Annotated in this window: 25 protein-coding genes and 1 pseudogene; 12 read left to right on the top strand and 14 right to left on the bottom strand. The window is 45.9% G+C overall.

Going from position 1 to position 25,938, the window contains the following annotated elements:
• Positions 1 to 25: 25 nt before the first annotated feature.
• Entirely contained in the window at positions 26 to 1,033 is a 1,008-nt protein-coding gene (locus AC0IYG_RS21520; protein ID WP_471713129.1) for a class I SAM-dependent methyltransferase, read from the top strand.
• Between the two features lie 16 nt (positions 1,034 to 1,049).
• On the opposite strand, the gene AC0IYG_RS21515 is transcribed toward AC0IYG_RS21520, so the two are convergent.
• A complete protein-coding gene (locus AC0IYG_RS21515) occupies positions 1,050 to 1,466 on the bottom strand; it encodes a hypothetical protein (RefSeq protein WP_471713128.1) in 417 nt (138 codons plus the stop codon).
• 254 nt (positions 1,467 to 1,720) lie between these two features.
• Here AC0IYG_RS21515 and AC0IYG_RS21510 point away from each other — a divergent pair, with 254 nt between their 5' ends.
• The 3 genes from AC0IYG_RS21510 to AC0IYG_RS21500 all read left to right on the top strand — a co-directional run bounded on the left by AC0IYG_RS21510 (position 1,721) and on the right by AC0IYG_RS21500 (position 2,984).
• Complete coding sequence (locus tag AC0IYG_RS21510) at positions 1,721 to 2,065, top strand: nuclear transport factor 2 family protein (RefSeq protein WP_471713127.1); 345 nt, start codon at positions 1,721 to 1,723, stop codon at positions 2,063 to 2,065.
• A 66-nt stretch (positions 2,066 to 2,131) separates the two neighbouring features.
• Positions 2,132 to 2,635 carry a nucleotidyltransferase domain-containing protein gene (locus AC0IYG_RS21505; RefSeq protein WP_471713126.1) on the top strand — a complete coding sequence of 168 codons (504 nt, stop codon included), beginning with the start codon at positions 2,132 to 2,134 and terminating at the stop codon, positions 2,633 to 2,635.
• Positions 2,636 to 2,663: 28 nt separating this feature from the next.
• Positions 2,664 to 2,984 (top strand): HEPN domain-containing protein, encoded by a 321-nt coding sequence (locus AC0IYG_RS21500; protein ID WP_471713260.1) that lies wholly within the window; start codon positions 2,664 to 2,666, stop codon positions 2,982 to 2,984.
• A gap of 61 nt (positions 2,985 to 3,045) precedes the next feature.
• On the opposite strand, the gene AC0IYG_RS21495 is transcribed toward AC0IYG_RS21500, so the two are convergent.
• The 3 genes from AC0IYG_RS21495 to AC0IYG_RS21485 form a co-directional block, all read right to left on the bottom strand.
• Complete coding sequence (locus AC0IYG_RS21495; RefSeq protein WP_471713125.1) at positions 3,046 to 3,486, bottom strand: MarR family winged helix-turn-helix transcriptional regulator; 441 nt, start codon at positions 3,484 to 3,486, stop codon at positions 3,046 to 3,048.
• 90 nt (positions 3,487 to 3,576) lie between these two features.
• On the bottom strand, positions 3,577 to 3,876 hold the full coding sequence (locus AC0IYG_RS21490; protein ID WP_471713124.1) for an Ohr family peroxiredoxin: 300 nt from the start codon (positions 3,874 to 3,876) through the stop codon (positions 3,577 to 3,579).
• A complete protein-coding gene (locus AC0IYG_RS21485; protein WP_471713123.1) occupies positions 3,869 to 3,994 on the bottom strand; it encodes a hypothetical protein in 126 nt (41 codons plus the stop codon). The genes AC0IYG_RS21490 and AC0IYG_RS21485 overlap by 8 nt, the downstream gene beginning before the upstream one ends.
• A gap of 421 nt (positions 3,995 to 4,415) precedes the next feature.
• Here AC0IYG_RS21485 and AC0IYG_RS21480 point away from each other — a divergent pair, with 421 nt between their 5' ends.
• The 5 genes from AC0IYG_RS21480 to AC0IYG_RS21460 all read left to right on the top strand — a co-directional run bounded on the left by AC0IYG_RS21480 (position 4,416) and on the right by AC0IYG_RS21460 (position 8,572).
• The gene (locus AC0IYG_RS21480; RefSeq protein WP_471713122.1) at positions 4,416 to 4,742 is read left to right on the top strand and encodes a hypothetical protein; all 327 of its coding nucleotides are present in this window, start codon (positions 4,416 to 4,418) and stop codon (positions 4,740 to 4,742) included.
• Positions 4,743 to 4,843: 101 nt separating this feature from the next.
• The gene (locus AC0IYG_RS21475) at positions 4,844 to 5,491 is read left to right on the top strand and encodes a TetR/AcrR family transcriptional regulator (RefSeq protein ID WP_471713121.1); all 648 of its coding nucleotides are present in this window, start codon (positions 4,844 to 4,846) and stop codon (positions 5,489 to 5,491) included.
• Positions 5,492 to 5,615: 124 nt separating this feature from the next.
• Entirely contained in the window at positions 5,616 to 6,026 is a 411-nt protein-coding gene (locus AC0IYG_RS21470) for an FG-GAP repeat domain-containing protein (protein ID WP_471713119.1), read from the top strand.
• 73 nt (positions 6,027 to 6,099) lie between these two features.
• The gene (locus AC0IYG_RS21465) at positions 6,100 to 7,218 is read left to right on the top strand and encodes an Ig-like domain-containing protein (protein ID WP_471713118.1); all 1,119 of its coding nucleotides are present in this window, start codon (positions 6,100 to 6,102) and stop codon (positions 7,216 to 7,218) included.
• Between the two features lie 1,090 nt (positions 7,219 to 8,308).
• Complete coding sequence (locus tag AC0IYG_RS21460; protein ID WP_471713259.1) at positions 8,309 to 8,572, top strand: T9SS type A sorting domain-containing protein; 264 nt, start codon at positions 8,309 to 8,311, stop codon at positions 8,570 to 8,572.
• Between the two features lie 119 nt (positions 8,573 to 8,691).
• On the opposite strand, the gene AC0IYG_RS21455 is transcribed toward AC0IYG_RS21460, so the two are convergent.
• From AC0IYG_RS21455 to AC0IYG_RS21445, 3 genes are all read right to left on the bottom strand, one after another.
• Positions 8,692 to 9,540, bottom strand: a complete 849-nt coding sequence (locus AC0IYG_RS21455; RefSeq protein WP_471713117.1) for a CHRD domain-containing protein — start codon at positions 9,538 to 9,540, stop codon at positions 8,692 to 8,694.
• A 136-nt stretch (positions 9,541 to 9,676) separates the two neighbouring features.
• A complete protein-coding gene (locus tag AC0IYG_RS21450) occupies positions 9,677 to 9,964 on the bottom strand; it encodes a zinc-binding dehydrogenase (protein WP_471713116.1) in 288 nt (95 codons plus the stop codon).
• Positions 9,965 to 9,980: 16 nt separating this feature from the next.
• Positions 9,981 to 10,643: an NADP-dependent oxidoreductase gene (locus AC0IYG_RS21445; protein ID WP_471713115.1), complete on the bottom strand. Its 663-nt coding sequence runs from the start codon at positions 10,641 to 10,643 to the stop codon at positions 9,981 to 9,983.
• Between the two features lie 464 nt (positions 10,644 to 11,107).
• On the opposite strand from AC0IYG_RS21445, the gene AC0IYG_RS21440 reads away from it, so the two are divergent.
• On the top strand, positions 11,108 to 12,220 hold the full coding sequence (locus AC0IYG_RS21440) for an adenylate/guanylate cyclase domain-containing protein (RefSeq protein WP_471713114.1): 1,113 nt from the start codon (positions 11,108 to 11,110) through the stop codon (positions 12,218 to 12,220).
• Here AC0IYG_RS21440 and AC0IYG_RS21435 read toward each other — a convergent pair.
• Positions 12,217 to 13,284: a hypothetical protein gene (locus tag AC0IYG_RS21435; RefSeq protein ID WP_471713113.1), complete on the bottom strand. Its 1,068-nt coding sequence runs from the start codon at positions 13,282 to 13,284 to the stop codon at positions 12,217 to 12,219. The two genes, AC0IYG_RS21440 and AC0IYG_RS21435, sit on opposite strands and share 4 nt — an antisense overlap.
• A 300-nt stretch (positions 13,285 to 13,584) precedes the next feature.
• On the opposite strand from AC0IYG_RS21435, the gene AC0IYG_RS21430 reads away from it, so the two are divergent.
• A complete protein-coding gene (locus AC0IYG_RS21430) occupies positions 13,585 to 15,822 on the top strand; it encodes a GEVED domain-containing protein (protein ID WP_471713112.1) in 2,238 nt (745 codons plus the stop codon).
• Between the two features lie 7 nt (positions 15,823 to 15,829).
• Here AC0IYG_RS21430 and AC0IYG_RS21425 read toward each other — a convergent pair whose 3' ends face one another.
• Positions 15,830 to 16,240, bottom strand: a complete 411-nt coding sequence (locus AC0IYG_RS21425) for a winged helix-turn-helix transcriptional regulator (RefSeq protein ID WP_471713111.1) — start codon at positions 16,238 to 16,240, stop codon at positions 15,830 to 15,832.
• A gap of 102 nt (positions 16,241 to 16,342) precedes the next feature.
• On the opposite strand from AC0IYG_RS21425, the gene AC0IYG_RS21420 reads away from it, so the two are divergent.
• Positions 16,343 to 17,206, top strand: a complete 864-nt coding sequence (locus tag AC0IYG_RS21420; RefSeq protein WP_471713109.1) for an SDR family oxidoreductase — start codon at positions 16,343 to 16,345, stop codon at positions 17,204 to 17,206.
• A gap of 113 nt (positions 17,207 to 17,319) precedes the next feature.
• On the opposite strand, the gene AC0IYG_RS21415 is transcribed toward AC0IYG_RS21420, so the two are convergent.
• The 5 genes and pseudogenes from AC0IYG_RS21415 to AC0IYG_RS21395 form a co-directional block, all read right to left on the bottom strand.
• On the bottom strand, positions 17,320 to 18,435 hold the full coding sequence (locus AC0IYG_RS21415) for an alpha/beta hydrolase-fold protein (RefSeq protein ID WP_471713108.1): 1,116 nt from the start codon (positions 18,433 to 18,435) through the stop codon (positions 17,320 to 17,322).
• A 97-nt stretch (positions 18,436 to 18,532) separates the two neighbouring features.
• Positions 18,533 to 20,036, bottom strand: a pseudogene (locus AC0IYG_RS21410) (glycoside hydrolase family 32 protein).
• Between the two features lie 109 nt (positions 20,037 to 20,145).
• Positions 20,146 to 21,858, bottom strand: a complete 1,713-nt coding sequence (locus tag AC0IYG_RS21405; protein WP_471713107.1) for a RagB/SusD family nutrient uptake outer membrane protein — start codon at positions 21,856 to 21,858, stop codon at positions 20,146 to 20,148.
• A 17-nt stretch (positions 21,859 to 21,875) separates the two neighbouring features.
• Positions 21,876 to 25,034: a SusC/RagA family TonB-linked outer membrane protein gene (locus AC0IYG_RS21400; protein WP_471713106.1), complete on the bottom strand. Its 3,159-nt coding sequence runs from the start codon at positions 25,032 to 25,034 to the stop codon at positions 21,876 to 21,878.
• A gap of 4 nt (positions 25,035 to 25,038) precedes the next feature.
• Positions 25,039 to 25,926, bottom strand: coding sequence for a carbohydrate kinase family protein (locus tag AC0IYG_RS21395; protein WP_471713105.1), 888 nt, complete (start codon positions 25,924 to 25,926; stop codon positions 25,039 to 25,041).
• Positions 25,927 to 25,938: the final 12 nt, after the last annotated feature.

Genomic DNA, 25,938 nt, shown 5'->3' with positions numbered 1-25,938 from the left:
TTACTCAACCAAAAAGCTTTCATTCATGAACAAGCTCAGCCTTGCATTCCCCGCGGATGCAGACCAGGACATCTATGTCTCTGTTCAATCAAAAAATGACTTCAAATTTCAATCTGCTACCATTTCCATGCTGCATAAATTGGTCTCCAATGGCGGGCCACAGGAATGTGACTATCCTGCTCTTGATAAATTGATGCAGCAGTTGTACCGCATGAAGCAAAATGGTCTGATCGGCCAGCAGGAAACCGCTTTTCTGCAAAGCATTTTCGACGAAGAATTCCTGAAAAACACGATTCATGGTTACGTTTTACGCAAGCCGTTGGGTTATGCAGGCGATTATGCACTCATTGACATGATCTACACCTATGACAGTTTCGGCCACCCTGCTTACCAGAACTGGGACCGTTACTTTCACTATCATGCGGCCACGCAGGCAGTGCGAAACCGGAAAGCATTTTTCAAAAGCAAACTGCTTGAAAAGCTGGAAGGCCGCAACGAACCTTTGAATTTGCTGAATGTAGCCAGCGGCCCCGCAAGAGATTTATTCGAGCTTTATCAAATGATCGATCCGGCGGTGCTTAACACAACTTGCGTCGATATTGATGCGGATGCCGTGGCTTTTGCGAGTGAACTTTGCAGGCCGTTTGCAGATCAGATCCATTTTCGCCGGCAAAATGTGCTGCATTTTTCGGGAGCTGAGAAATACGATGTGATCTGGTCCGCAGGGCTTTTCGATTATTTTCAAGATCGCGTTTTCACCCTGGCGCTCAAAAGGTTACTCACTTTTCTCAAACCAGGCGGCGAGATTCTGATTGGTAATTTCTCGGAAAATAACCCAACCCGCGGTTATATGGAGATTTTCGGCGAATGGGTGCTGATTCACAGAAGCGTAGCAGAATTAAAGGGTCTTTCGTTAGAAGCCGGTGTGCATCCAGACAACATTACCGTCGAGCAGGAGCCATTAGGCATCAACTTATTCCTCAAAATCCGCAGTGCCATTCCCGCCGGGCAGTCAACGCTTTGTATGAACTAGCGGTCTGCCGAATCACCTAATTTACTTTCTCTTTGAACCGGTAGCGTATTCCCCAACTGCCCCTAACAATTGCTGAACCCTCATAAACGATAGGCGCCAATTCAATATGAAATCCGAAATTTTTTGAAGAAAAAGGAAAAAAATGGGCTCCCACGGGTATAACCAGTCCTGCGATATTATTAGCTCGACCTCCTAATCCAACATAAACTTCCACATCTTTTTTATTGACAAACTGGTACGTTGCAACTGCTTCTATCGACATATTTTCCAGATTTGTGTCCATTCCCAAGCGGAGCTCCGGAACAAAGCGGTCTGCCACTTCATAGTTAAAGCCAATGAAAGGCAAATTGGATTGGTGAACGCTCACGCCAAATTGAGCGAACGAAGAGTTCATAGAAACAAAGCAAAAAATTATTACCAATAGCTTACGCATGACCCGGTTTACTTAGTTAATTGTGTTTCGATTAAACTGATTAATTGCCATAAATACAGAAATAATTCAACATTCTGATAACTTTTTTGGCGATGGTTTAAAGAGCATAGGGAGGACATTGTGCCATGAGACGTTATTTCCGCAAATCAATTTCGTTTAAACTCTGATCGGAATTTGCGATTAAATGTCAACATCTACCGACATTGGAAGCGTCTGACTGAATGTAGTTTTGAGATCTCAAACAACATTAAAAGATGGACAATCAAACACTGCTTCGCCGACTTTACCAGGACTTTAATGCTCGCCGGATCGATGCGGTGCTGGCGCATATGCACATTGACGTAAGCTGGCCCAATGGCTGGGAGGGCGGCTATGTATCCGGGCACGAGGAAGTGCGTGCTTACTGGTTGCGGCAATGGCAGGAGATTGATCCGCTGGTCGAGCCGGTTTCGTTTGATGTGAGGCCGGACGGGCGGATTGCGATCAAAGTCCGTCAGATTATAAAAGATTTGGAAGGCCACATTTTAACCGACACACTATTATTTCACGTTTATACTTTTGAAAATGGAAAAGTGCGCGCGATGGCAATTGAACATTAGGGCTTATTATAAAATGGGTTTTTGAAATTTTGTATCTTACCGAAATTTCAAAAACCCCACACACGAATGAAAACTTCCCTATCGCACCTTCCGCAAAACAAACAAAACCAATTAAAAGCGCTTACTCAAATTGTCCTGGATAAAGTCCCGGCTGAAATGATCATTCTTTTCGGGAGCTATGCGCGGGGTGACTGGGTTGAGGATTATCAGGAGAAATACGAATATGTGAGCGATTTTGACATTCTGATCGTTACCAAAGACAAAAATTCGGCTAAGCAAGTCAAGAAATCGCGTGAGCTGGACGAGGAATTGATGGCCAATGACGACATCACCCGGACTAGCATTATCTACCACAGCATTGGTTTTGTGAATGACAAAATCGAGCGGAATTATTACTTTTTTGTCGATATCCTGAAAGAAGGAATCACGCTTTTTGATTCGGGAAAATTTACCTTGTCAGAGCCGAAAGGTCTAAATCCGGCGCAACGGGTTGAAAAGTCGACGGAGGAATTTGAGCATTGGTTTGAAAGTGCAAGCAACTTCTTCCTGAAGTTACCAGGATACTTTTAACCGCGCGAATTTTAAAGAAGCCGCCTTTCTGCTGCATCAAACCACAGAAAGGTTTTATTCAGCTATTCTCCTTGTTTTTACCGATTATAAACCAAGAATCCATGATATTGAGATATTGGGAAATCAGGTAATTAAGCAGCATGCTGAGTTTGCAACTGTTTTTCCGATGACGAGTGAGGAGGAAAAGCGGCTGTTTGTGCTTCTTAAAAAAGCATATATCGATGCGAGATATAACAAGAATTACAAGATTGAAAAGGCGGAACTGGCGTATTTAGGAACCCGGGTGGCGTTGCTGAGAGATTTGACGGAGCGGATTTGTCGGGAGCGGATTGCGGGTTTTATTCAATGAAAAGGATGAGACGACGTTGCGTTTCAACAGGGTTTTGATAGTAACAACTGCCTGATTGAATTTACTTTTTGACCGCTTTGATCAGCTTGTATAATAAGCCATGCAATTCCTGCGCTTCTTGGTCTGAAATTCCGATGCTTTCTGTTAATTGATCCTGAATTTTTGGTGCTTGCTCTTTTAGTGCATTGCCTTTTGCTGTAAGCGAAATAATGACACTGCGCTCGTCTTCTCGGGAACGGTCGCGATTAACCAAACCCATTTCCTGCATGCGTTTCAGGAGCGGCGTGAGGGTGTTGGATTGCAAATAAAGTTTTTGGGAAAGCACGGTCACACTAACAAGGTCCGTTTCCCAGAGCGTCATTAGCACCAAGTATTGCGGATAAGTTATTCCAATTTCCTCCAAAGCGGGTTGATAGCATTGCGTTACTAACCTCGATGCTGCATAGAGCGGAAAGCATAATTGATTTTCCAATTTCAAAGATTCTTCGCTACTGACAGCCATGGTAATGAGGAATTAAATTAATGTTCAGCTTACCGCCGAAGTTACTTAAATTGATAAGATGCGGCAACCCTGGCAGGGCTGCCGCACAAATTAAATTACCTGTAAATGGACCTCAATGTTGCCCTTTACTGCATTAGAATAGGGGCAAACGGAGTGGGCTTTTTCCACCAGCTGTGTGGCTTGAAGCTTATCGACACCCGGAATTGTCACTGCCAGCGTCACTGCCAGTCCATATCCGCCAGCTCCATTAGATCCCATCCCAACGGTCGCTTTAACAGAAGTTGGTTCATCAGTTTTTACTTTCGCCTGGTTCATTACAAGATTCAATGCGCTGTCAAAACACGCTGCATAGCCAGCTGCAAACAGCTGCTCAGGATTTGTGTTAGCCACTAACGCCCCCCATTTCCTTGGGTACGCGCACTTCCAATTCCAAAATGCCATCTTCACTTTTTACTTTTCCGTTGCGGCCACCGGTTACTTCCACCGTGGTTTGATATATGGTCTCCATATTTGTATCGTTTAAGATTAAATCGTGTACGATACAAATGTATAGATGTTTTTTATGAATGCGAAAATTGAGAGGATAAACTTTTTTTAGACAAACTAATGAGGTGCCCTTGTGACTAATGATGAGATCATTAAAATTGCCGTAACTTCTCGCGTCTGTCCAAGAAGAATGCACTTCCTATCAATATCCAAAACAACAGAATGTCGTCCATGAGATACAACTTAATGTTGCTGTTTACGCTTAGTGCTTTAAGTTTGAAGGCCCAGATTGCGGAAGTAAATGTTGCTGCAGATTGCGCTAATCAACCCTAATAGCAAATCCGCGGGACTGCTACTGAATGAGAATTCCGAGAAATGCATACGGATATTGGGACATCCTGATACGATTTCGAATTTTTACTCCGAGATCGATGAGGATACCCATGAAAATGTACAAGTATGGACAAAATGAGCTGTATTTCCTGAAAGGAAAGTTAACCAGCTATGAGATAAAGGACAGCAATATTTGGGTTGGAGAGGTCAATGGTCAAATCTTCAAAATTGGAGATAGATTGACGTCTGGATCAGCGAGGCCTGCTAACTTTCAAGGGCTGATTATTAATCGTTATGCCGGTGAATCCAGGAATATGAGTTTTGCATTCGCCAGTATCAATGAGATAAAGAATGGAAACAATTATCTGGACAGCTATTTCGAGTTACTGTTTGATTCACAGGGAATGTTGTTTTCTATTTGCAAGGGCGACAAATAACTTTTCCAGCTCTTCGCCTTTTGTGACTGACAGATCACGCGCTTCTTGCTGCTGCATTTCAATGCGAAACACGCTCAACAAACCCTGTACTATAAGCACTCATGGATAATTTACAAAAAAAGGATAAGGAAGAAACGAAGAGGAAGCTCATTCAGGCAACAGGTGAAATCTTTATGACCAAAGGTTATTTTGGGTTGAAGGCTTCCAAAATCGCATATGTGGCTGGCGTGAGTAAGACGCTGATTTACCGTTACTTCGGAAATGTAGAGGAGCTTTTTAAGGTGTATCTGGCACAAAAAGATTTTTGGATATCGATGCAGGGAGAGCTTGTAGATTTGCTCGCAGCAACCAAGGACGATAATGGAAAAGAGTTCACCAAACACACGCTGAATGGCCAAATCGCCTATTTTTTCCAAAATGAAGAAATGCAGGAAATCATGCGCTGGCAAATTTCCGGGCCGAACGAAATTGCACGCAGCCTTGCAGATGCAAGGGAAAGGATCGGCGAGGAATTGTTACAAATCATACAACCCTATTTTGAAGATACGGACGTTAATTTCCGGGCAGTGCTCGCCGTTATCGTTCCAGGTATTTATTATCTCGTTCTCAATGCAAAGGTGAACGGGAGCTCATTTTGCGGCATTGACATTAATAAATCGGAAGATATGAAGCAGGTTCAAAAGGCTGTGGGCCAACTTGTTGAATGGTCCTACCAAAATGCCCGGTCCGAACTGACAGTTCCGCAATAAAATATTTTGAGCTGATTTTTAGTCCGTTGACGCATTTCCTTTCAACGGATTTTTCAATTAATAATAAATATTATCATGTTACGATTTTTCGAAAAAAGGAAACATAGATTTCGGAAAAAAATACATGAAAAAAACTTCTATCAAATTCTTTTTTGCCGCCTGCACTACAATTTCTGTTTGCCAGCTGGCCAGCGGTAACTTTGAAATCGGTTCGGTGCCTCTGTTTTCGATACTAACTGGCTCCGACAGCCCATTCACTGGCATACCCATTTTCACGGATGACCAATTGATCTATGGAGATTTCGACGCTGACGGCGACATCGATATCCACTCCTGGGGCGGCACATTAACCACAAACGATTTTTGGCAAAACAACGGATCCGGTTCTTTCACGAAGGTGACCGGTGCAGCAGATCCGTTTGAAAAAGTTGTTGAAAATGCAGTTTGTACGCTGCTAGCAAGGCATTCGTTGCAGATTGGGATAACGACGGGGATGTTGATATTTACGTGCCGATGCGTGACCACAAAAAAGTGAGAAAAACTTTTTCTATCGCAACGACAATGGAAAATATAAGCTGCTAAGCGGCGGATCAAGCCCGTTCGCGAATGTGAATGTTAGTGGCGATAACCAGCTCATCTTTGGCGACTTTGACAATGATGGTGATGTAGATCTGCACAACTATCCGGGTAACCAGCTGGAAAATGAATTTTGGAGAAATAATGGCAGCGGTGCATTTACAAAAACAACCGGGGCCGAAAATCCATTTAACACCTTGGCAGGAAAAGCGGCATTTTCCTCCGCACAATACGCTTATGTTGCGGATTGGGATAACGACGGGGATATTGACATTTTAAATACTTTGAAAGGAAATGAGACCGTCAGAGATTACTATCGCAACGACAATGGCGTTTATTCGCTGCAAACGGGCTCAGCCAACCCTTTCAACGGAATGGCGATCGCAACGAACAATCAGATCCTTTCCGGGGATTTTGATTCTGACGGGGATATAGACCTGCACACCTCAGATGGGTCTACCACACTGGTTTTCTGGCGCAATAATGGGAGCGGCGTTTTTACTCAGGTGACGGGCGCGGGCAACCCTTTCAATTCGCTTCCTAATGCGGGCGCATTTTATAATAATGCGAAAAAGGCTTTCGTGGCAGACTGGGACAATGATAAGGATGTGGATGTTTTCGTAACCAACTACACGGCTGCGAAGCAAAACTATTTCTTTCGTCAGAACGACGCGCCGCCTTTGATCACAGCTACCAATCCTGCAAATCAGGCAACGGGCGTATCTGCGAGCGGAAATATTTCACTTACATTCAGCCGTCCGGTGAGCGGAGCGGCAAACAAAAACATTCTGATACGGCGCTTTGATAACAATAACATCGTCGCGACCATTGCAGCCAACAGCTCGCAGGTAACAGGCAACGGAACCAACAATATCACCATTGATCCCACCTCGGATCTGGATGGTGCAACGGGTTATTACATTACAATCGACAAGGCTGCATCTTGTGGATCCGGACGGCCGCATCTTCACAGGCATCAGCAGCAATGCTGCATTGCGATTTACAACTGGTGTGACGTTGACGGCGCCCACCGTTACGACAGCCACTGCCGAAGAAATTACGCAGACATCGGCCCGGCTTGGTGGCGCAGTTACAGCCGACGGCAACGCGCCTGTCAGCGACCGCGGCATAGTATGGAGCACATCGCCTAATCCTACAACTTCGTCCAATAAAGTGCAAATCGACGCAGGCACAGGCAATTTTACCAAAGTAATTACCGGCCTGCCGCAAGGTTCGCGCATCTACGTAAGAGCTTACGCCACCAACTCTGTGGGGACTTCTTATGGCAATGAAATCGATTTTAACACCAAAACTCCTGAAAGTTCTCCATCAGATTATTATCGAGCAACATTAAACAGCGCAAACTGGGATGAGGCTTCAAGCTGGGAGTCCTCTCCCGACAATAATATCTGGATCAATGCAACAAATTATCCTGATGCTTTGGGTGCGGTCGCTACCGTTTCAGCCAATCAGACTATCATTGTTCCGGCTGACTTTTATGCAAAAGTGGAAGATCTGAATAACAACGGGACCATTGATCTGGCCTCAGGTGGATTAACTATTACGGATTTGTTTTCGAACGCTGGCACACTCAAAGGCAACGGCACGATCGTCAATGGTAACTTTGATAACGCGGGAACGATAGCTCCGGGAAATTCTGCGGGCAAAATTTCCTTCAATGGTGATCTTACAAATAGCGGCACGCTTGATATGGAAATCGGCGGAATGGCCGCGGCCACAGGTTACGATCAGATAAATGTAGCGGGCAGCATTGTCGTATCAGGCACGTTCAATGTGACGCTTATCAACGGTTTCGCACCTGTTTTGGGAAATGAATTTACCATGATTGATGCCGAAAGTCTTACCGGCATATTTACAACATTAAATCTTCCCTCAATCGCGCCCAAAATCTGGGAAACCACTTATGATAAGGTGAATGGAACGGTCAAACTGAAAGTCATAAATGATCCATTGCCTGTTACATTGATCAGTTTTAAAGCAATGAAGGAAGAAACGTTGGTAAAACTGTCGTGGGCGACTTCACAGGAAACAAACAGTAGTCACTATGAAATAGAAAGAACAGCGGATGCGAAAAAGTGGAAAACAATTGGAACGGTTAGCGCATCAATAAACAGCTCTTTGAACAAAGCATATGAGTTTCTGGACTTGAATCCGCATGCAGCAGAAAATCTCTATCGCCTGAAAATGATTGACTAGGACGGAACATTTGCATATAGTAACATTCGTGCTGTTGTTTTTGAGCACGAAAGCTTAATTGCCTTTATATATCCCAATCCGGTCGCAAACAGGTTGTTCCTTAATCTGAAACATACCAGTGATATAAAAGGACTAACGATTTATAACGCCTCGGGTGTTGCCGTTAGGAGTTTTGGAAAATATTCCGCGGATGGAATTTCAGTAAGTGATCTGCCGAGTGGTGTATATGTCTTGTTGATAAAAACGATAGACGGCCGGTCATTACAAAACAAATTTATAAAGCATTAAGGTTGGTCAAAAAAGTAACTTGGCCGTCTCAAATTAAATGAGACGGCCGAGTTCTTAAACAATATGAATGTTCTTTTACAGTGTCCTCAACAAATCATTTTATTTCAAAATAATCGGTTTTAGAATTCAATTTGTCCACGGATTTCTCCACTTGGATAAATGATGTTATGGATGTTGAAATAATACTGGCCATTCAGTAAGTCAGTTTCATTAATGTTGGCTCCATCAACCAAAACCGAACCAGAGTATGCCCCCGCAAGTTTCTTTGGAATTAAATCGAAGAAGTCATGCTTAATGGGAGCATTGAAGCCTCTGGCAGCCGTTCCGTGAATGTGCGCTCCGGTTGGGATACTGGTCAGGTTTTTCCAGGTTATATAATAGCTGAGCACTTTTGTGTTCTTATTGTAAGAGACATCTGCTGTACCGATTGCCTGCGTAGTTTTGGTAGGCACTTCCTGCATTCCATCAATGGACAAGCCCTTTTTGCTGATAATATGCGGCTGATTATAAAATTCTATCTGGCCTCTGATCTCGCCTCCCGGATTAAGAGCTGTATGGAAATTGAAATAATAGAGCCCATTCAACAAGTCCGTTTCATTAATAGCAGTTCCGTCGACCAGCACACTGCCAGAGTAAGTGCCTGTTGGTGTTTTGGGAATTGATCCAAAGAAATCGTGTTTAATGCCTGCATTAGCGCCCCGCAACGCCGTCCCATGCATGTGTGCTCCCGTGGGTACACCAGACAGATTATACCAGTTGATCGTATAACTTAAAATCTTGGTGGTTTTGTTATACGATACATCAGCCCAACCATAAGCCCCGCTTTCTTTTACTGGGAACTCCTGCTCAGGGCTTAAAAGCAATCCTTTTTGCTCAATGACATCGCTTGGAATATTGTGATCTTCACAAGCCGAGAATACACTCAGTAATAGCAGTAGCGGTAAGAATTTGAATAAATTTTTCATCATCAGTTCTTCTTAGTTTAGTTATGGTATTTAATATGATTTTCATAAAGTTAAGATTAATCGGGACAATTCTCTGTGTCCCGATCTCGTCTAAGTGGTTAAATTTAAAGCCATTATCGTGCTACAAGCCGTATCCTGGTTAAAAATCCTTCTTTACTTCCAGTATCAGTCTGCCTCTTACATGCCAGGTTTCGCTTTCAAGGTGTGCTTTGGCCACTTCGTGCAAAGGAAATACTTTGCTGATCGTAACCTTCACGCTGCCTTCATCAATTAACTGCGCAATTTCAGACAGCCATTGCTGACGGGGCTGATTAGCGGAAAGTTCTGCAGTTATTTTCTTAACAGCTGCGGTTTCCAATAATTGATCATTGAAGGGGAAATCTGTATTCACGCTAACAAATGTTCCTCCTTCTTTTAATATGCCCAATGCCCTAATCCGCTCATCATTGGTACCGGGTCGGGGAAGCCTCCAGAACTAAATCGATGTCACGCACCAGTTCCAGAAAGTTCTGGGTTGTATAATCGATGACCTCATCGGCACCGAGCTCCTTAACATACGCTAAGTTGTCTGTCGAAGCCGTTCCGATTACAAAGGCCCCTTTTGCTTTGGCAAACTGCACTGCGAAACCTCCAACGCCACCTGAGGCGCCCTGAATGAAAATGCGTTGGCCGGGCATTAGTTTTCCGTGCGCAAACAACCCTGTCCAGGCAGTAAGTGCTGCCAAGGGAACACCTGCGGCTTCATTAAAGCTGAGGCGCTTTGGTTTTAGTGCAAATTGCGTTGCTTTTGCGACACAGTATTCAGCGTAACTCCCATCGCCAGGAAAGTTCGGCACACCATAAACAGCATCTCCCGCTTTCAGGCTGGTTACATCACTTCCGGTCGCTTCAACGAGTCCTGCCGCATCCCAGCCGAGGGTCAAGGGTAAGGTTAAAAATGATCTCAAACTTTCATTGTCGCCCTTCCGGATTGCCCAGTCGACAGGGTTGACACCGCTAGCGTACACTTTCACCAGAATTTCATCAGATGCCGGAACAGGAACCTCAATATCCTCTATTTTCATGACATCCGGACCGCCAAACTCGCTTATTCTTACAGCTTTCATAATCTTCATTTTGTTTGACTGCAAAAATGAGGATGATTACTTCGGAAAATTTAGCCGAATCTCGGTTTGTCTTAGCCTAAACACGGATGGTTTTGACAACGATTTTTCATTTTGGCTACTTCTAAATCCGATTTGCCAGCTTGCTTATCGGATCGGGTTCGGATATTGTTTTCTATGCAGGGTAACCGGAATTTTTTGATCATAACGATCATCTGCGGAACTCCAAAATGCAGATCCGTCGGAGGATTTGAGAAGTCCTGAAACTCTATCGTCTTCTACGCCAAGCTTGCTTTTAATGATGGCCGTTCCGGTAAATCGCAGCTCTTCGTCATAGTTGGAACCCTTGCTTTTACTTCAGGAAGCAAATGCCCACGGCGGGTCGTAAACCATTAACATTTTCCTATGAATAAGGCTCGTTTTGAAAATTTAGGTTTAATTTCAAACCCGACCACAACCCTCAATTCATGCTGTCACCGAAAACCAAGAGAAATATTGCGCGTGTTATTCCCTTTGGCGCATTGTGGTTTATTTTCAGCGTGATTTATTGCATGCTGGAAAGGGGAGTTCTAGGCGATCTGGACCATTATCCTTCGACTGGCAATCAGTACAAATTTGCAGCAAACCTGATCGCCCTGCCCGCCGCTGGACTGATGATGGGCCTGATTACCGGGATTATGGAAATCGGTTATTTTAGTAAGTGGTTTATAAAAAAGAGCTTTGCCAGGAAAATTGTTTTCAAATCGCTTCTTTACCTGATCATTGTGATCCTTTTTCTGGCGCTCACGTTGTTTATGAATGCGCTGAATTCGCCTGGTGAGCACACTTTTGAAAACTTCGCTTCGCCAGCCTTCGCTTTTTTCACGGACTACGCTGCGGTCGGTCTGACGCTTTACATTGCTTCGATAATCCTGATCACACAATTTTATGCCGAATTCAGCCAGAGTATCGGGCCGGGCACATTGCATAATTTCTTCTTGGGGAAATATCATCATCCGGTCGAGGAAGAGCGAATATTCATGTTTCTGGATATGAAGTCGTCCACTACAATCGCGGAAAAACTTGGGCATGTCAGATACTTTGAAATGTTAAAAGAATACTTTTTTGACCTGTCGGAGGCGGTTATTGATTACGAGGGCGCCATTTATCAATACGCCGGTGATGAAATGATCATCAGCTGGAAACTGAAAGGCGGGTTGACAAATAATAACTGCATTGAATGCTTTTTCGCAATGAAAAAGACATTGGCGGGTAAGGCGGAGAAATACAATGCAAATTTCGGTATTTTACCAGCTTTTAAGGCCGGGCTGCATTGTGGCACAGTGACTGCCGGCGAAATTGGATCGCTCAAAAAGGAAATCATTTTTACAGGGGACGTGCTTAACACTTCCGCAAGGATTCAGGGACTTTGCAACGATTTCGGTGCGGACCTGCTGATATCGGAAGACCTTGCCAAAATACTACATCTTCCAGCCACATACGAGATACGATCTGTTGGAGAAAATCTGCTGAAAGGCCGGAGTAAAATGATGGAAATATTTTCCGTTTCGGCTTCTGATATTTCAATTAATCAGGACTAAGGCTTGCTGCTGAGCTGTCGCTGACGATCTTCAAGGAGGTGATTTGTAACAATATAGGAGGCCATATTTTCGGCAAACAGCGTTGCGCCAGGCTCACTCACATGACAAACATCGCAAAAAAGCGAGCCTTTTTTGGGCATAATCGCTTCCATGTCCAGGTAAGGCAGCTTCCTGCTCGCCATCAGCTCTTTCATGATCTGATTATGCGCCGCAATGCCTTTTTTAACATTGTCCGCTTTGCCCCAAATATTGACCGGCGATGCATATATGCAGCCAGCAAAATACTTCATATCACTTTGCTCGCCGGTAAGCTGGACGCTGTCCGGGAAATAAGATGCGTAAGTTGTAAACAGCATTTGATCGCCTCTTGCCGCCGCAAGATCTGCGATATCGGATAAATTCTGCTTATATGAAGCCGCAGTTTTAATGTCCGAGCCGAGAACCGAGTACACCTGATCCACATTATCCATGCTGATATATTTCTTTTTCGTGACCCGGTCTTTAAGCGCTTTGAAGGCCATATCCATGATGAAGGGAATGACCGTTACATTCATTTCGGGATGGGCTTGCAGCATATAGAGGTCGCTATACCACTTCATATGCGAGTAATCTGCGCGAAAATCTTCCTTAGGGATGCTGTTAGCGCGGTTTTCGTTGATGGCCTCATAATAGATGACCAGATCAAACCGCTCGTCTTTGAGTAACCTGTATTTGATGAGATTGTCGAGAGAAGTATGCCCGGCCGCTGCAATGTTGTAAAAAGCAAATTTCTTTCCCTGACCGTATTTCTTTTGTAAAATAGTATCAAGCCGGTAACCCATGTTCGACCATGGCTTGCTGATTACTGAGCCGCCCAAAATCAGCACGTCCTGAATATCGTCGTCATTCCGAATGTCGTTTTTCTTGACTTCTTCCAGGTTCGGATAAAAGCCAGAATACAGATAATCGCCCGGCCGCAGGAATGGATAGCCGTAAAAGGTGAGTCCAATTCTGAGCAAAATCTCTGCACTCAGAAAAAGGATCAGAAAAAATATCCCTGAAAACACGGCAATGCGAATACTCATCTAATGGAATCGATTGGTTGCAAAACGGTCCGGTCCATTATGCAGAAGAAATCATCTACTTTTCACTGAGGTACGCTTACCAAAGGATTCTGGATCAATCGGATTGAAAAAATTGTAAGTTTCAATGTTTGGCGTTGGCATCCTTCGTTTTCAAAATATCCAGCTTGTGTGTGAATGCTAACCAGTTGGTGGGCATTTGTCCTGGCAGGAGCAGCAGCATTGGGTATAGCAATTATTAGCTATACCACGCTAGTTTTTGACGCGGTAAATTTGTGTTGAAGCCAACCTTATTTACTCGATATGAAAACTTTATACTTCAATGACTTGGTATTATCACTGAGCAAAAGACTAATCCTGCTATTGGTTTTTGTCTGCATTAATTCCTTCGCTCGTGCTCAGGGAACAATCGTGATTTCTAAAAAAGCAGTGTCGCCAATTTCTCCGGGTGCAGATTTCTCTTTCACGGGTAACCTCCCGGTCAGCCAAAACATCATATTGAATGATGATCCGGCATTTATATCCATTCAGGATCTTGGCATGGGAGGGGAGAATACGATCTGGGCCATTGGTGCGCCAGATGTAGAACAAGGCAATGGAAACGTTTATTACAGGAATCCTGGTAACACAGGGTGGGTGCAGGTGAATGGCATGGGAACAAGAATAGATGCCACGGTGAGCGGCCAGGCCGTCCTTGTGAATACAGATGGTAATTTATTCGGCTGGAGGAACAACCAATTTCAACTGTTATCACAAGGAGCAAATGCTGTGGACGTCGGAGCTCCCGCAGCTGGTGGTGGTGGTTTGTATGTATTAGTCAGGAATGCTGGTGGATGCAACACACTGGCAAATTATTCAGGATTAGAAAATCTGACTTCTTATCCAAATATTTGCGGTCAGCGCCTGGACGTAGGTCTAAATGGCGACATATATGTGCTTAGCGAACAATTGGCGGCAGTATTGCTTGTCACAATCGAAGGAACGACTGCTACAATCCAAAAATCGTTTCCTGCTCAGGGATTCAGGGATATTACAGTCGCAGCCGATGGTAAAGTTTGGGGTGTGACCAGGGACAGATGCTATTATCTGGAAAACGATGTATTTGTTGAAGCACCCAACAGCAGCGGTGTAGGAGAGGGACGTAACCGATCAGGTATATCGGCTGGATCCGACGGCGATACACCCATTATGACATTAAATGCAGAAGACGATGCGCCCGCAACCTCTCGCGGACAAATCGTCCAGCGCAGGGAAGACGGCAGCTGGATGAACAGCCACAAAGTGCGGGCGTCTGGCAGTGGCAACAGTATCATTGTGAATGTTCCCCCGGGCCTTTACAACGTGACTGAGAATCCCGGTAACTGGAAACTTACGGGCATCAATTCAGCTGGTGGTTCCGTCCCCGTGGTTAAGAGTCTTCAAACGAACAGTGCATCCATCAGAGTGTTCGCAGGTCAGACCGTGCATGTGGAGTTTGTAAATTCCGCATATGATTATGGTGATGCACCCGATTCTTATGGCACATTATCAGCAACCGGTGGGGCATTTCATGAAGTAAATCCCGGGCTTACATTGGGAAGCACAATTGATGTTGACGCAAATGGTGCACCGGATGCATTAGCCGGAGGTGACAACTCCGGAGGCCAGAACGACGAGGACGGTATTTCCGAATTCCCGACGATTTCACCCGCCGTAAGCACAACATTTACAAATTATACGGTGAAAGTTTCGGCCCGTAACACGACAGGGGCTACCGCTAACTTATGTGGCTGGATCGACTGGAACAATAACGGCAATTTTGAGTCAGAGGAAGGCGTATGCACAACATTGGCGGCATCGGGAACAGAAGCTACGCTGGTGTGGCCGTCTTCGACGCTCACTGGCCCCGCAGGCACGAAGGGGACTTACGCCAGGTTTCGGCTTAGCACGAATTCGTTAATAACCGCCAGTGTAGCTGGCTTCGCTACTGACGGAGAAGTTGAAGATTACTTTATACCATTTTCAGGCGCGCTTCCGGTTACATTAATGACTTTTGAAGGTGGCATAGAAGAAAATCATGTGGCACTACAATGGGCCACAGCCGAGGAAACCAATGCAGATCGTTTTGATATTCAGCATAGCACCAACGGGAAAAACTGGAATGTAATCGGGGCCGTAGTAGCAAAGGGCGAAAGCAGCGTTCAGGCAAATTATACGTTCGAACACGCGAATCCTGTAAAAGGCCAGAATTTTTATCGCCTCAAAATGATCGATAACGACAAAACCTTCTCGTTGAGTAAAATTGTGAATGTTCTTTTTGACAAGACCGCTACGCTCACTGTTTATCCAAATCCAGCGGGCAATGTGATCCGGATCACCGATGATGAAAAGGTGAAGCAGGTAACATTACACGCAGTATCCGGTGTCAAAGTGTATGAAATGAAAAACCACTTTAATGATGGAATCGACGTTTCGAAGCTGAGTGAGGGCATTTACACCATGACCATAACACACCTGGATGGAACCTTAAGCACGCATAAGGTGCTTATAGCGAGAGACTAAACGGATTTTACTCGCTTTCGCGTACGCGCTGCTGGTATTTTTCGATGGCTGCGTCCTTATCGGCCCGGATTTCTTCCAAGAGGCCCGGGTCAATGACGGTCTGGCAATGTTTGGCTCCCCAGAGAATGAGCTCTACAATGATCGGCAGGGTATCGACGCCTTTTTCCGTCATGCGGTAAGTGAATTTTGATTTTTTATCAGCAGCCACATCCTTCGTCAAGATGCCTTGTGATTCCAGGACAGCCAGTCGGTCGGCCAGGACGTTGGTCGCTATTTTTTCTCCTGACATCAGAAATTCTCCGTAAGTAGATTTCCCCGCAAACACCATATCCCTGAGAATGAGCAGAGTCCATCTGTCCCCAAGCACATCGAGTGATGTGCTGATTGGGCAGGTGGATCGCTGTTTTATTTCTTTCATACAACTGATTTTATATTTTACTTGCAAATTGCAAGTAAAATAGCTTACCTTTACACTTGCAATTTGCAAGTAAATATACACGGATTTTTATTTCTTTTCATCATGATCTTAATAACAGGAGCCACCGGCGGGCTAGGACACCAAACCATCGATTTCTTACTTAATACGACTCCGCCCACAGAAATTGCCGCGCTGGTGCGTGATATCAGCAAAGCCACCGACCTTGCAGAGCGGGGTGTGGATGTCAGGCAGGGCGATTATCTTGATTATCCTGCGCTGGTGAAAGCATTTCAGGGCATTGATAAAGTGCTGCTGGTTTCCGCGGTGGCATTTACAGATCGGCTGCTTCAGCACCGGAATGTGATCGACGCTGCGAAGGGGGCGGGAGTGAAACACCTCTTTTATACAAGTATTCAGCGCAGTGCAGAATTCAATATGGTGGAAGTTACAGAAAGCGATCTGGCAACGGAAGCCTATCTCAAAGCGTCCGGGCTGACATACACCATTATCAAAAACGGCTTCTATTTTGAAGGTCTTTCGTACATGATCGGAAGCGAGTTACCGGAGTCAGAAATCCTTTTTTCGGCCGGAGATGGGGAGATTGCATTCGTGACGCGGAACGAATTGGCAGAAGCCACAGCGGCGCTGCTGACCAGCGAAGGGCATGATAATCAGGAATATACATTGGCCGGAAGTGAAGCCTATTCGTTTCACGACATTGCCCGCGAACTCTCCGAGTTATCGGGACGGACCATTACTTACAAAAGCGTTGAGCCTGAAACTTTTGTTTCACAGAAAGTAGCCGCCGGCCTCCCGGAGATCGTTGCCAACTTCATCGCCCAATGGGGCCAGGCCGCCAAAAACGGCATGCTGGGAGGGACGCACAATACGGTCGAACATTTACTGGGCCGCAAGCCAAGTTCGCTGCGCGATTATTTGAAAGAGACTTATTTTCCGGGTAACTGATCCTTTGTAGTATTAAGCAAAATCCACAGTAATATTTAACAAATAAACGGTTGAAACTAAGCTTTTAGCGAAATTTCAACCGTTTATCAACCACCCAAACACCAAGGCTGGTTTTATTTAAATAAAAGCGGTGCCATCTGATACAGGCTGCGGCGCCATGTAAGAAATTCATGTGCTGTTCCCTCGGAAACGTACGAAACCGCATTATATCCGGCCGTTTTAAGCTCAGTCTCCGCGTTCCTTACGCCGTCGGGTTTCTCTTTACTACCTGCACTGAGGAAAACAAGCTTAGGCTTGGTTTTGTCTTTTAGATCTTCCGGTGAATAAAGACCTCCGCTGAGTAGCGCATAGTACCCGAAAACGTCTGGCTTGTTCACCGTAATCATCCTAGTTTCCATTCCGCCCATTGAAAGGCCTGCCATGGCGCGTTTGTCGCGGCTGTCTAATGTCTTGTAAGTAGCGTCTACATACGGGATTAGCTCGTCAACCAGTACGGTTTGAAAAGGGTCGATCTTAAATTCTTTTATCTTTCCCCATTTTACTTCATTGGTCATTCCGTAGGTCATCACGATGATGAAAGGCTCGATTTTGCCGTCTGCAATCAGGTTATCCATAATCAGGTTTGCACGGCCCTGATTGCTCCATGCGGTTTCGTCTTCTCCCCATCCGTGCTGGAGATACAGTACCGGGTAGCGTTTGTTTCCCTTTTCATATCCGGGAGGGGTATAAACAAATGCACGACGGGAAGTGCCTGTGCTTTTAGATGGGAATAATATTTGTTGCACATGGCCATGAGGTACATTCTTCACCTGATAAAAGTCCTGATCGTGAGCCGGGATTTCAATGCCGCTTTCCCATCGAACCGAGCCGTAATAGTTCAGTGTGCCCGGATCATTAAAGGTCCCTCCATCCACATTAAGGTGGTAATAGTGAAAGCCTTCGTCCATGGGGCCTTCGGTGGTTCCGGTAAAAAAACCTTCCGGATCCTTAGTGAGTTTGGTGCCACCCCTTCCGCCCAGTCCAAGGCTTACCCTTACGCTATCTGCCAGCGGTGCCTTGATACGGAACCTGACATATCCCTGTGAATTCACCTGAGGATAGTCCTGGCCGGGCTGATTAAGTTCCGATGGCTTAAAGTCGTCCTTGACAGCAGACTTTTCCACCTGTGCCCAAGCGGATCCTACGGCCAACGAAGCTGCGAGAAGAAAGGTGAAACATTGTTTGGTCATGTGCTTTTAGATAAAATGCGCTTTGAAATATGATCCTACCGGCAAAATCGGCAGGGAGCTAGTCACCTCTTAAAAGTGGTCAGATGGAAAACCTACTTTATTCAATCGAAGGTTTCAAAACCGTGTATTTCAAATTATCAATACTAATCCCCGAAACGGATTTAATGGACACTTTGGACATCGGGGTTTCAGGAAAGAAAATATCCGTCATTACGGTAAGTCCGTTATCTGCAAAAAGCTCCACAGAAGCGACATCTGCAATTAATGTTAATGGAATATCGCTTCCCGTTGCAAACCTGGGTGCAATGTGTTTCTCTCCAAAACCTTTTTCAAAGTCAATGGCACCGGATTTTGACCGATCAATGTAAAATTGATTTTTTGCTTTGTCATAACCGACGATCAGTTCGTTACCAGCTTCATTCGCAAGCACAATCGAAAAATCCGCTGTGTTTTTGGTTGTTAAATCCAGGCGAAACAATCCGGTTTTATTCTTTGCCTTATCCGTCAGATCCAGATGATCTTTCACCTTTACATTCCTCATTGAAAATGTTGTAGTGTTCAAAACATCCAGTTCTTTTACCGGAACTGACGTCAGGTAAGTTTCTTTTCCAACTGTTTTTAAACCCAATTCACGAGCGATTGTATTTGCACTTCTCCACGGATCTGTCGGGACCTGATTCGCATATTGCCAGTTGCTCATCCAGCCCATCAGAATGTTGCGGTTGCCTGTGTTCGCAAATGTTACAGCCGCGTAATTATCTGTTCCGAAATCCAGCCATTTGGTTTCTTTGGAATTGGAAGTGAATGTTTTACCATCAAAATCTCCGAGGAAATATTGTCCTGCAGAGACCCTTGTTTGGCCCTCCCGGGTTAATGTTCACGATCAGCACCCAAATGTCTTTTCCTTCGTGTTTGATCGGAAAAAGATCAGGGCATTCCCACACGCCACCGTGGCCGCCTTCATTCGCACCAAATTCACTTTCACACGTCCAGGATTTCAGATCAGGAGAAGAATAAAACGTAATGCGGTCCTTGGTTGCCAAAGTCAGCACCCATTTTTTCTGAGGCTCAAACCACCGCACTTTCGGGTCCCGAAAATCCGTTACACCCGGATTCTGGATCACCGGATTTCCCTTGTATTTCGTCCACGTTTTACCGTCGTCCAAACTGTACGCAATGCTCTGCGTTTCGTGTTTGCCGGTTTGCTGCTTTTCCTGAACCGGGTCATGATGCGTGAAAATGGCAACCAATGCGTCTTTGCCAAATCCTGCCGTATTATTTTTATCAACAACCGCGCTTCCTGAAAAGATATAACCCAGACTATCCGGATACAAAGCGATCGGCTGCTCTTTCCACGCGATCATATCCTTGCTCGTAGCATGTCCCCAGTGCATCGGCCCCCAGACTTTGTCATTAGGGTAGTATTGATAAAAAAGATGGTAAATCCCATTGTGATACACCATGCCATTCGGATCATTCATCCAGTTGGCTTTGGGCGTAAAGTGAAACTGCGGACGGTATTTTTCTTTAAACTCCTGAGCAAAAGCAGTCGAGCCGGTTATGGCACAAAGAAGGAGTAATGCAATAATGATTTTTTTCATATAAGTAGGTGTTTGTTGTTTTGGCAGTCGGCGGTCGGCCGTCGGCTTTCAATTCCGTTGATCGACCAGCCGATGGCCGAAAGCTGAAAGCCGATAGCCGACTGCTCCCTTAAAATCCCGGGTTCTGCTTGTATAAGCCTTTTGTGAAACTAATCTCACGTTGCGGAATGGGAAGATACTCGTCCCGGCCGGCCGTGAATTTGGCGGTTGCCAGAAATGGTCTTCTCATTTTTTCCTTTTCAATATACGCATTCAGCGTCTTTTCAGCGATTCCCCAGCGAACCAGGTCGAAAAAGCGCGGACTTTCCGTTGCAAATTCCAGCCGGCGTTCCCATTGCAATGCTTTGCGCGCATACTCCTGCGTCCAGCCCGTTGCCGAATATTCTTTGACATTGTATTTGGAAGCAAATGTGCCGTCTGTCTTTTTCAACCTGCCAGTGCTGTTGGCCGCGCGTTTCCGGATCTGATTGATCAGCGGAAGCGCCAGAGCCTGTTGTCCGAGTTCGATGTAAGCTTCTGCCTGCATGAGCAAAACGTCGTCGTAACGCAGCACATCAATGTTTTTGGATGAACCGATAAACGGGCCTTCTTTATGATAAGAAGCACTTGTGGCCAGTTGCTGCTCTTTCATGGTATGGAAAAATCCATAAACTCCCGGGTCACGTATCCAGCTGTTGCTGAATGGTTTGGTCGCGTCGTATTTGTATGGATGTCCGTCAATTCCAATGGTGTGATCTACGCGCGGATCGACGGTTTCGGTTTTGAAATCAACATTTTTATCATTGTACGTTTCAAAAAGCGGCAAGCCGTCGGCTCCTGTTTTGTATGCATTGGCAAGGCTCTGGCTCGGCTGGTGAAAACCGCAGCAGCCGTATTGCGGCGCGCCGTGCGGATAATTTAAGCCGGTTACATAACTCAGTCGGCCGACGGCCGTTCCGTCATTGATGGAATATTGAATGGCAAAAATCGATTCCGGGCCGTTCTCTGTTTCAGCGATAAAATTCTCGGCAAAATCCGGCTGCAAACTGTATTGTCCCGAAGCGATCACCTGCTGCGTAAGCGTCACCACTTGCTGCAAACGGGTTTTGTTAATGCTCGTAACTTTATGCGTATCATCCTGCTCGTAAGCCTGATACAAGCGCAATTTGGCAAGATAGGCCGCCGCTGCGATTTTGCTGGCCCTTCCGATCTGCGTTTGTTTGGCCGGCAGATTGTCTACCGCGAACTGGAAATCTTCTCCGATTTTATCCCAAAGCTGATCATTGGTAAATTCCACATTGGACGTTTTCAGGATTTCCTCGCTGGTCAGGTTTTCGGTGATGTAGGGAATATTCTTGAAAAGCATTTTTAGCATAAAATGAGAATGCGCACGCAAAAAACGCATTTCGGCTATCCGCGTTTGCTTTAAGGGAAACTCCGCATCGCTCAGCGCATTCATACTGGCAAGCGCAGCATTGGCGCGACTGATTGCCTTGTAAAAATTCTCCCATGTAAATGGATGCATGGAACCCAGATCAGGGCGCGTCAGATTATAATGCTCGTAAAAATCGATTTCCGCAACATCGGAAACCCCGCCGCCGCCTTTGTAGGCATCATCGGAACGCACGCTGCCGTACACCCACATGCTCGTCATCGGCCCGATCATTTCATCGTTGCCAATCGCTGCATAGGCCGCAGTGGCCAGGGCTTCTGCATTGGAAGCGGATTTTACGGCATCTGAGGATAAAAGTCCTTTCGGTTCGTAATCGAGGTAATCTTTGCAGGATGTGGCGGTAAGTAAGCCGCCTGCCAGTAAAAGGCCGTATATGATTTTGGTTCTCATTGGAGTTCTGTCAAAAGTTAGAATGAAAGATTTAAGCCAACTGTAATCGTCCTTGGAATCGGGATGGCGTTCACATCCACGCGCTCTGGGTCCGGACCCGCAAACTGCTTTGATTTGATCAAAAACAGGTTTTCAGCCATTACATACACGCGCAGCCTTTGCAGTTTGATTTTTTCAATGGCTTTGGAATCAATGGCATAACCCAGCTGCACATTCCTTAACTTGAAATAGGAAGTATTCACATTGAAATAATCGGAAGCGCGGGTTTCATTGTTGGCGTCGGAAAGTGATAGCGCAGGAATTTTTGAGCCGGTATTTTGCGGCGTCCAGGCATCGAACACACCCGGGCCGGAGTTTTCACGACCTCTTATGAAGTTGTTATAGAATGTGTACGCATCAAAACCTGCGCGGCCTGCAACGCCTGAGCCGAATATGGACAGGTCAAAGTTTTTATAAAATGCCTCCACTTTCAGGTTGTATTCGAATGCGGGCAAGGTCGTTCCAAAAAATACGCGGTCCAGATCATCAATCCGGCCATCACCGTTGGTGTCCACATAACGAATACGGCCCAGACCTGCGCCCACCTGCGTCGGAGCAGCATCGACTTCCTGCTGATTTTGGAACAGTCCATCGGTTTTATAACCAAACAAATCAAACTGCGAATGTCCTAAAATCGTCTGCGTAACATTGCCCGCGTAAGCTGCACGAACTTCTTCCGGCAATACAGTGATTTTGTCCCGGAAACGGCTCACGCCTGCCATAATGTTGTACGTAAAATCGCCTTTTGGTTTGGCATAATAGCCGACTGAAAACTCGAAACCGTTATTGGATTTCTGCGCACCGTTCACCACTTTCAGCTGACCTTCGCCCACGGCGGATGCAATTGGCGGAGTAATTAATATGTCGCTGGTTTTGCGGGTAAAATAATCAAGCGATCCCTGAATGCTTCCGTTGAAAAACCCGAAATCGACCCCGAAATTGGCTTCATCCGTTGTTTCCCATTTTAAATTCGGGTTAGCGCCTTGTATCGAAACGATTCCGGAAGGAAGGTTGCCGGTATTGGCGCCATTCAAATCGTAAGCCGTTCCAATGTTATAAAACTGATCAAAGAAACTGTTATGGCCGTCGGGAAACTGAGAACGTCGGGAGCCGTAACGCGTGTCGTATAAACCAAATCTTGCCAGATCACCAATTTCCTGATTTCCCACGCGGCCCACGCCGGCACGAAGTTTCAGGTTGCTCACTGACTTCAGGTTTTGCATAAATGCCTCACGGTCAATGCGCCAGCCGACGGACGCAGCCGGAAAAATTCCATAGGCATTCTCTTTTCCAAACCGGGACGAACCGTCGCGGCGGATCGTTACAGCCGCCAGATAGCGGTCAGAAAACCCGTAATCGACTCTTGCAAACTGCGAAAGCAATCTGCTTCCCGATCCTGTTCCGGTAATGTTGGCATTTCCGGTTCCTGCATTCAATACAAAATAATCTTCCGACTGCTGCGCAAATCCTTCCTTACGTGCCGTTTCAAAATTCAGGTCATTTTTGATAGCTTCAATTCCGCCAAGCAATTTGAAATGATGCTCACCCAGATCAAAATTGTAGCGGATCGTATTGGACCAGGTTGCGCTCAGATAGCGGTTCTGATCAATGGTCAGACTATTATTGGTCCGTCCAAATGAGCCTTCTTCAAATGATTGCTCTATGTTTTTGAAATAATACCGCGCATTGTCCATACCCAGACTTGTACGCAGGAAAAGGTTCTTAACCGGTTCAATTTCAGCAAATACGTTTCCAAACAAGGTCACACGGTTTGTGTTATCCCATTTGTTAATTTCCTGCATGTGCAGCGGATTGTTCCGGTCCGAATATCCTGAGCCAATTGCGCCGCCCCAGGTGCCGTCTTCGGCATAAACGGGAATCGTAGGTGCAAGGGTAACGGCAAGGCCCGTGGTTGCGGCACCGCCGATGTCTGTGGAAGCAAGGGTTTCATTGGAGGAAGCGATCTGCACATTGGCCCCGATTTTAAGTTTGCCATTGAACGCGCTGGTCAATGCATTGATACGGCCGCTCAGTTTGTCATAATCCGTATATCTGAGCATTCCCGTGTTTTTGAAATAACCCAGGTTGATTTGCAGCGAAGACGTTTTATTTCCTCCCGAAATCGTCAGTTCATTGTTGGTTACAATGCCGGTTTTGTACAGCTCTTTTTGCCAATCCGTGTTGCCAGCGGGCATATTCGCATTGCCACCAACCAGCGGCTGAACGGTTACGCCGTTCAAGACCGGGTTTTTAAAGTCTTTGTTCCAATCAAACTGGTAAAGCGCGCCATAACCATCTTCCGGATTTACGCCGTCATTTACCGAAGCTTGCCAAAGTGCGCGTCCGCGATCCACGGAATTGAGCATTTTGAACCTCGCGTATTTTTCCGATTGCGCCGAAATGCTCGTATTAAAATCAATGCTGATCTTTCCGTCGGCATTGGCTCCGTTTTTGGTCGTGACGATAATGACCCCGTTTGAAGCCCTTGAACCGTAAATAGAAGAAGCAGAGGCATCTTTCAAAACCTGCACAGACTCAATGGAATTCGGGTTCAGGCCCTGAAAAACTTCCGGTCTTTTGGTGGGAACGCCGTCGATGATGTACAGCGGATCGGTGTTGCCGAGCGTGTTGGCTCCGCGGATCAGGATGCGGGAATTTGCTCCGTTGGGCGAACCTGTTTTTTCAATGTAAAGTCCCGGAACACGTCCTTGCAGCGCCTGCATCGGGTTTCCTGAACTGATGTTTTTAAGCGGAGCCATGTCCACAATGGCAATCGCGCCGGTAAGATCTTCCTTTTTAGAACTCGTGTAACCGACCACGACCACTTCGTCCAGACTTTTCTGGTCGTATTCCAGCGTAGCGTCCACAACAGATTGATTGCCAACCGGCAGTTCTTTTGCAATCATGCCGACATAGGAAAAAACCAATGTCGCAGATGCAGTTACCGAAATCGTGTATTTTCCTGCGGCGTCCGTAACGGCTCCGTTGGTGGTTCCTTTTTCGAGGATACTCACGCCCGGAAGGATTTCGCCGTCCGCTGCTTTCACGGTTCCGGAGACCGAAACCCTGTTTTGTGCCCATGCCAGCTGCATACTGCATAGGATGGCAAATGCCATCATTAGTAATCCTTTGTTCATGGAGTTATTGGTTAACGGTAAGAAAATGATCAAGTTCTGATTCAGAGATCCGGGGAGTAGCGCCGGGATAGGAGGCAACCAATGCGCCAACGGCACAGGCTTTTTTGAGAGCCGACGGAATGGAAGAGCCGGACATATATTCTTTCAGAAACATCGCCAGAAAGGAATCGCCGCTGCCAATAGTGTCCTGCACTTCCACTGCATATCCTCCTTGCGAATGAAATCCTTCGTTGGAAAGAACAACCGCGCCATCGGCACCGAGCGTAACGCAAACCAGTTTCAGATTGAAGCGTTCGTAAAGAAATTTCATCTGCGTTTCCAATTCGGGCTGGATGCCAAACCATGTGCAAACGGTGTTCAGCTCGTGCTCATTAACTTTTACAATGTCGGCCTGTTGCAGCAGATATTCGGTGGTGGCTCTGTCCAGATGCGGAGGGCGAATGTTGACATCAAACACTTTCAGTTTCGCATCTTTCAGCAATTCAAAAAGCGTGTCGCGCGATTGCTGACTGCGAACGGAAAGCGTGCCGTAGACAAACACATCTGAATCCTTTACCAGTTGCTTGTTTTCAGGCGTCGACATAATGTAGTCCCAGGCAACAGGCTGCACGATTTTGTAGGTGACTTCGGTTTTGTCCGTCAGGTTAACTTTTACAATGCCGGTAAGATGTGTTATGCCGGTTTGGATAAAATCTGTGTTAAAATCCTGGTTGTTAAGGTAATCCATGAGTTCAGCCCCTAGGTCGTCGTCGCCTACGCGGCTGATAAATGCCGGATTCAAGCCAAAGTTTTTCAGGTGAATGGCCACATTCATAGGCGCTCCGCCGGGTTGCTTGCCAGAAGGCAGCATATCCCAAAGCATTTCTCCGAAAACGGTTATTGTTGGTGTCATATAAGTGGAGAT

Source organism: Dyadobacter sp. AC419 (assembly GCF_979253085.1).
Note: the sequence above shows the minus strand (reverse complement) of the source record. Positions and strands in the feature narration are given on the sequence as shown.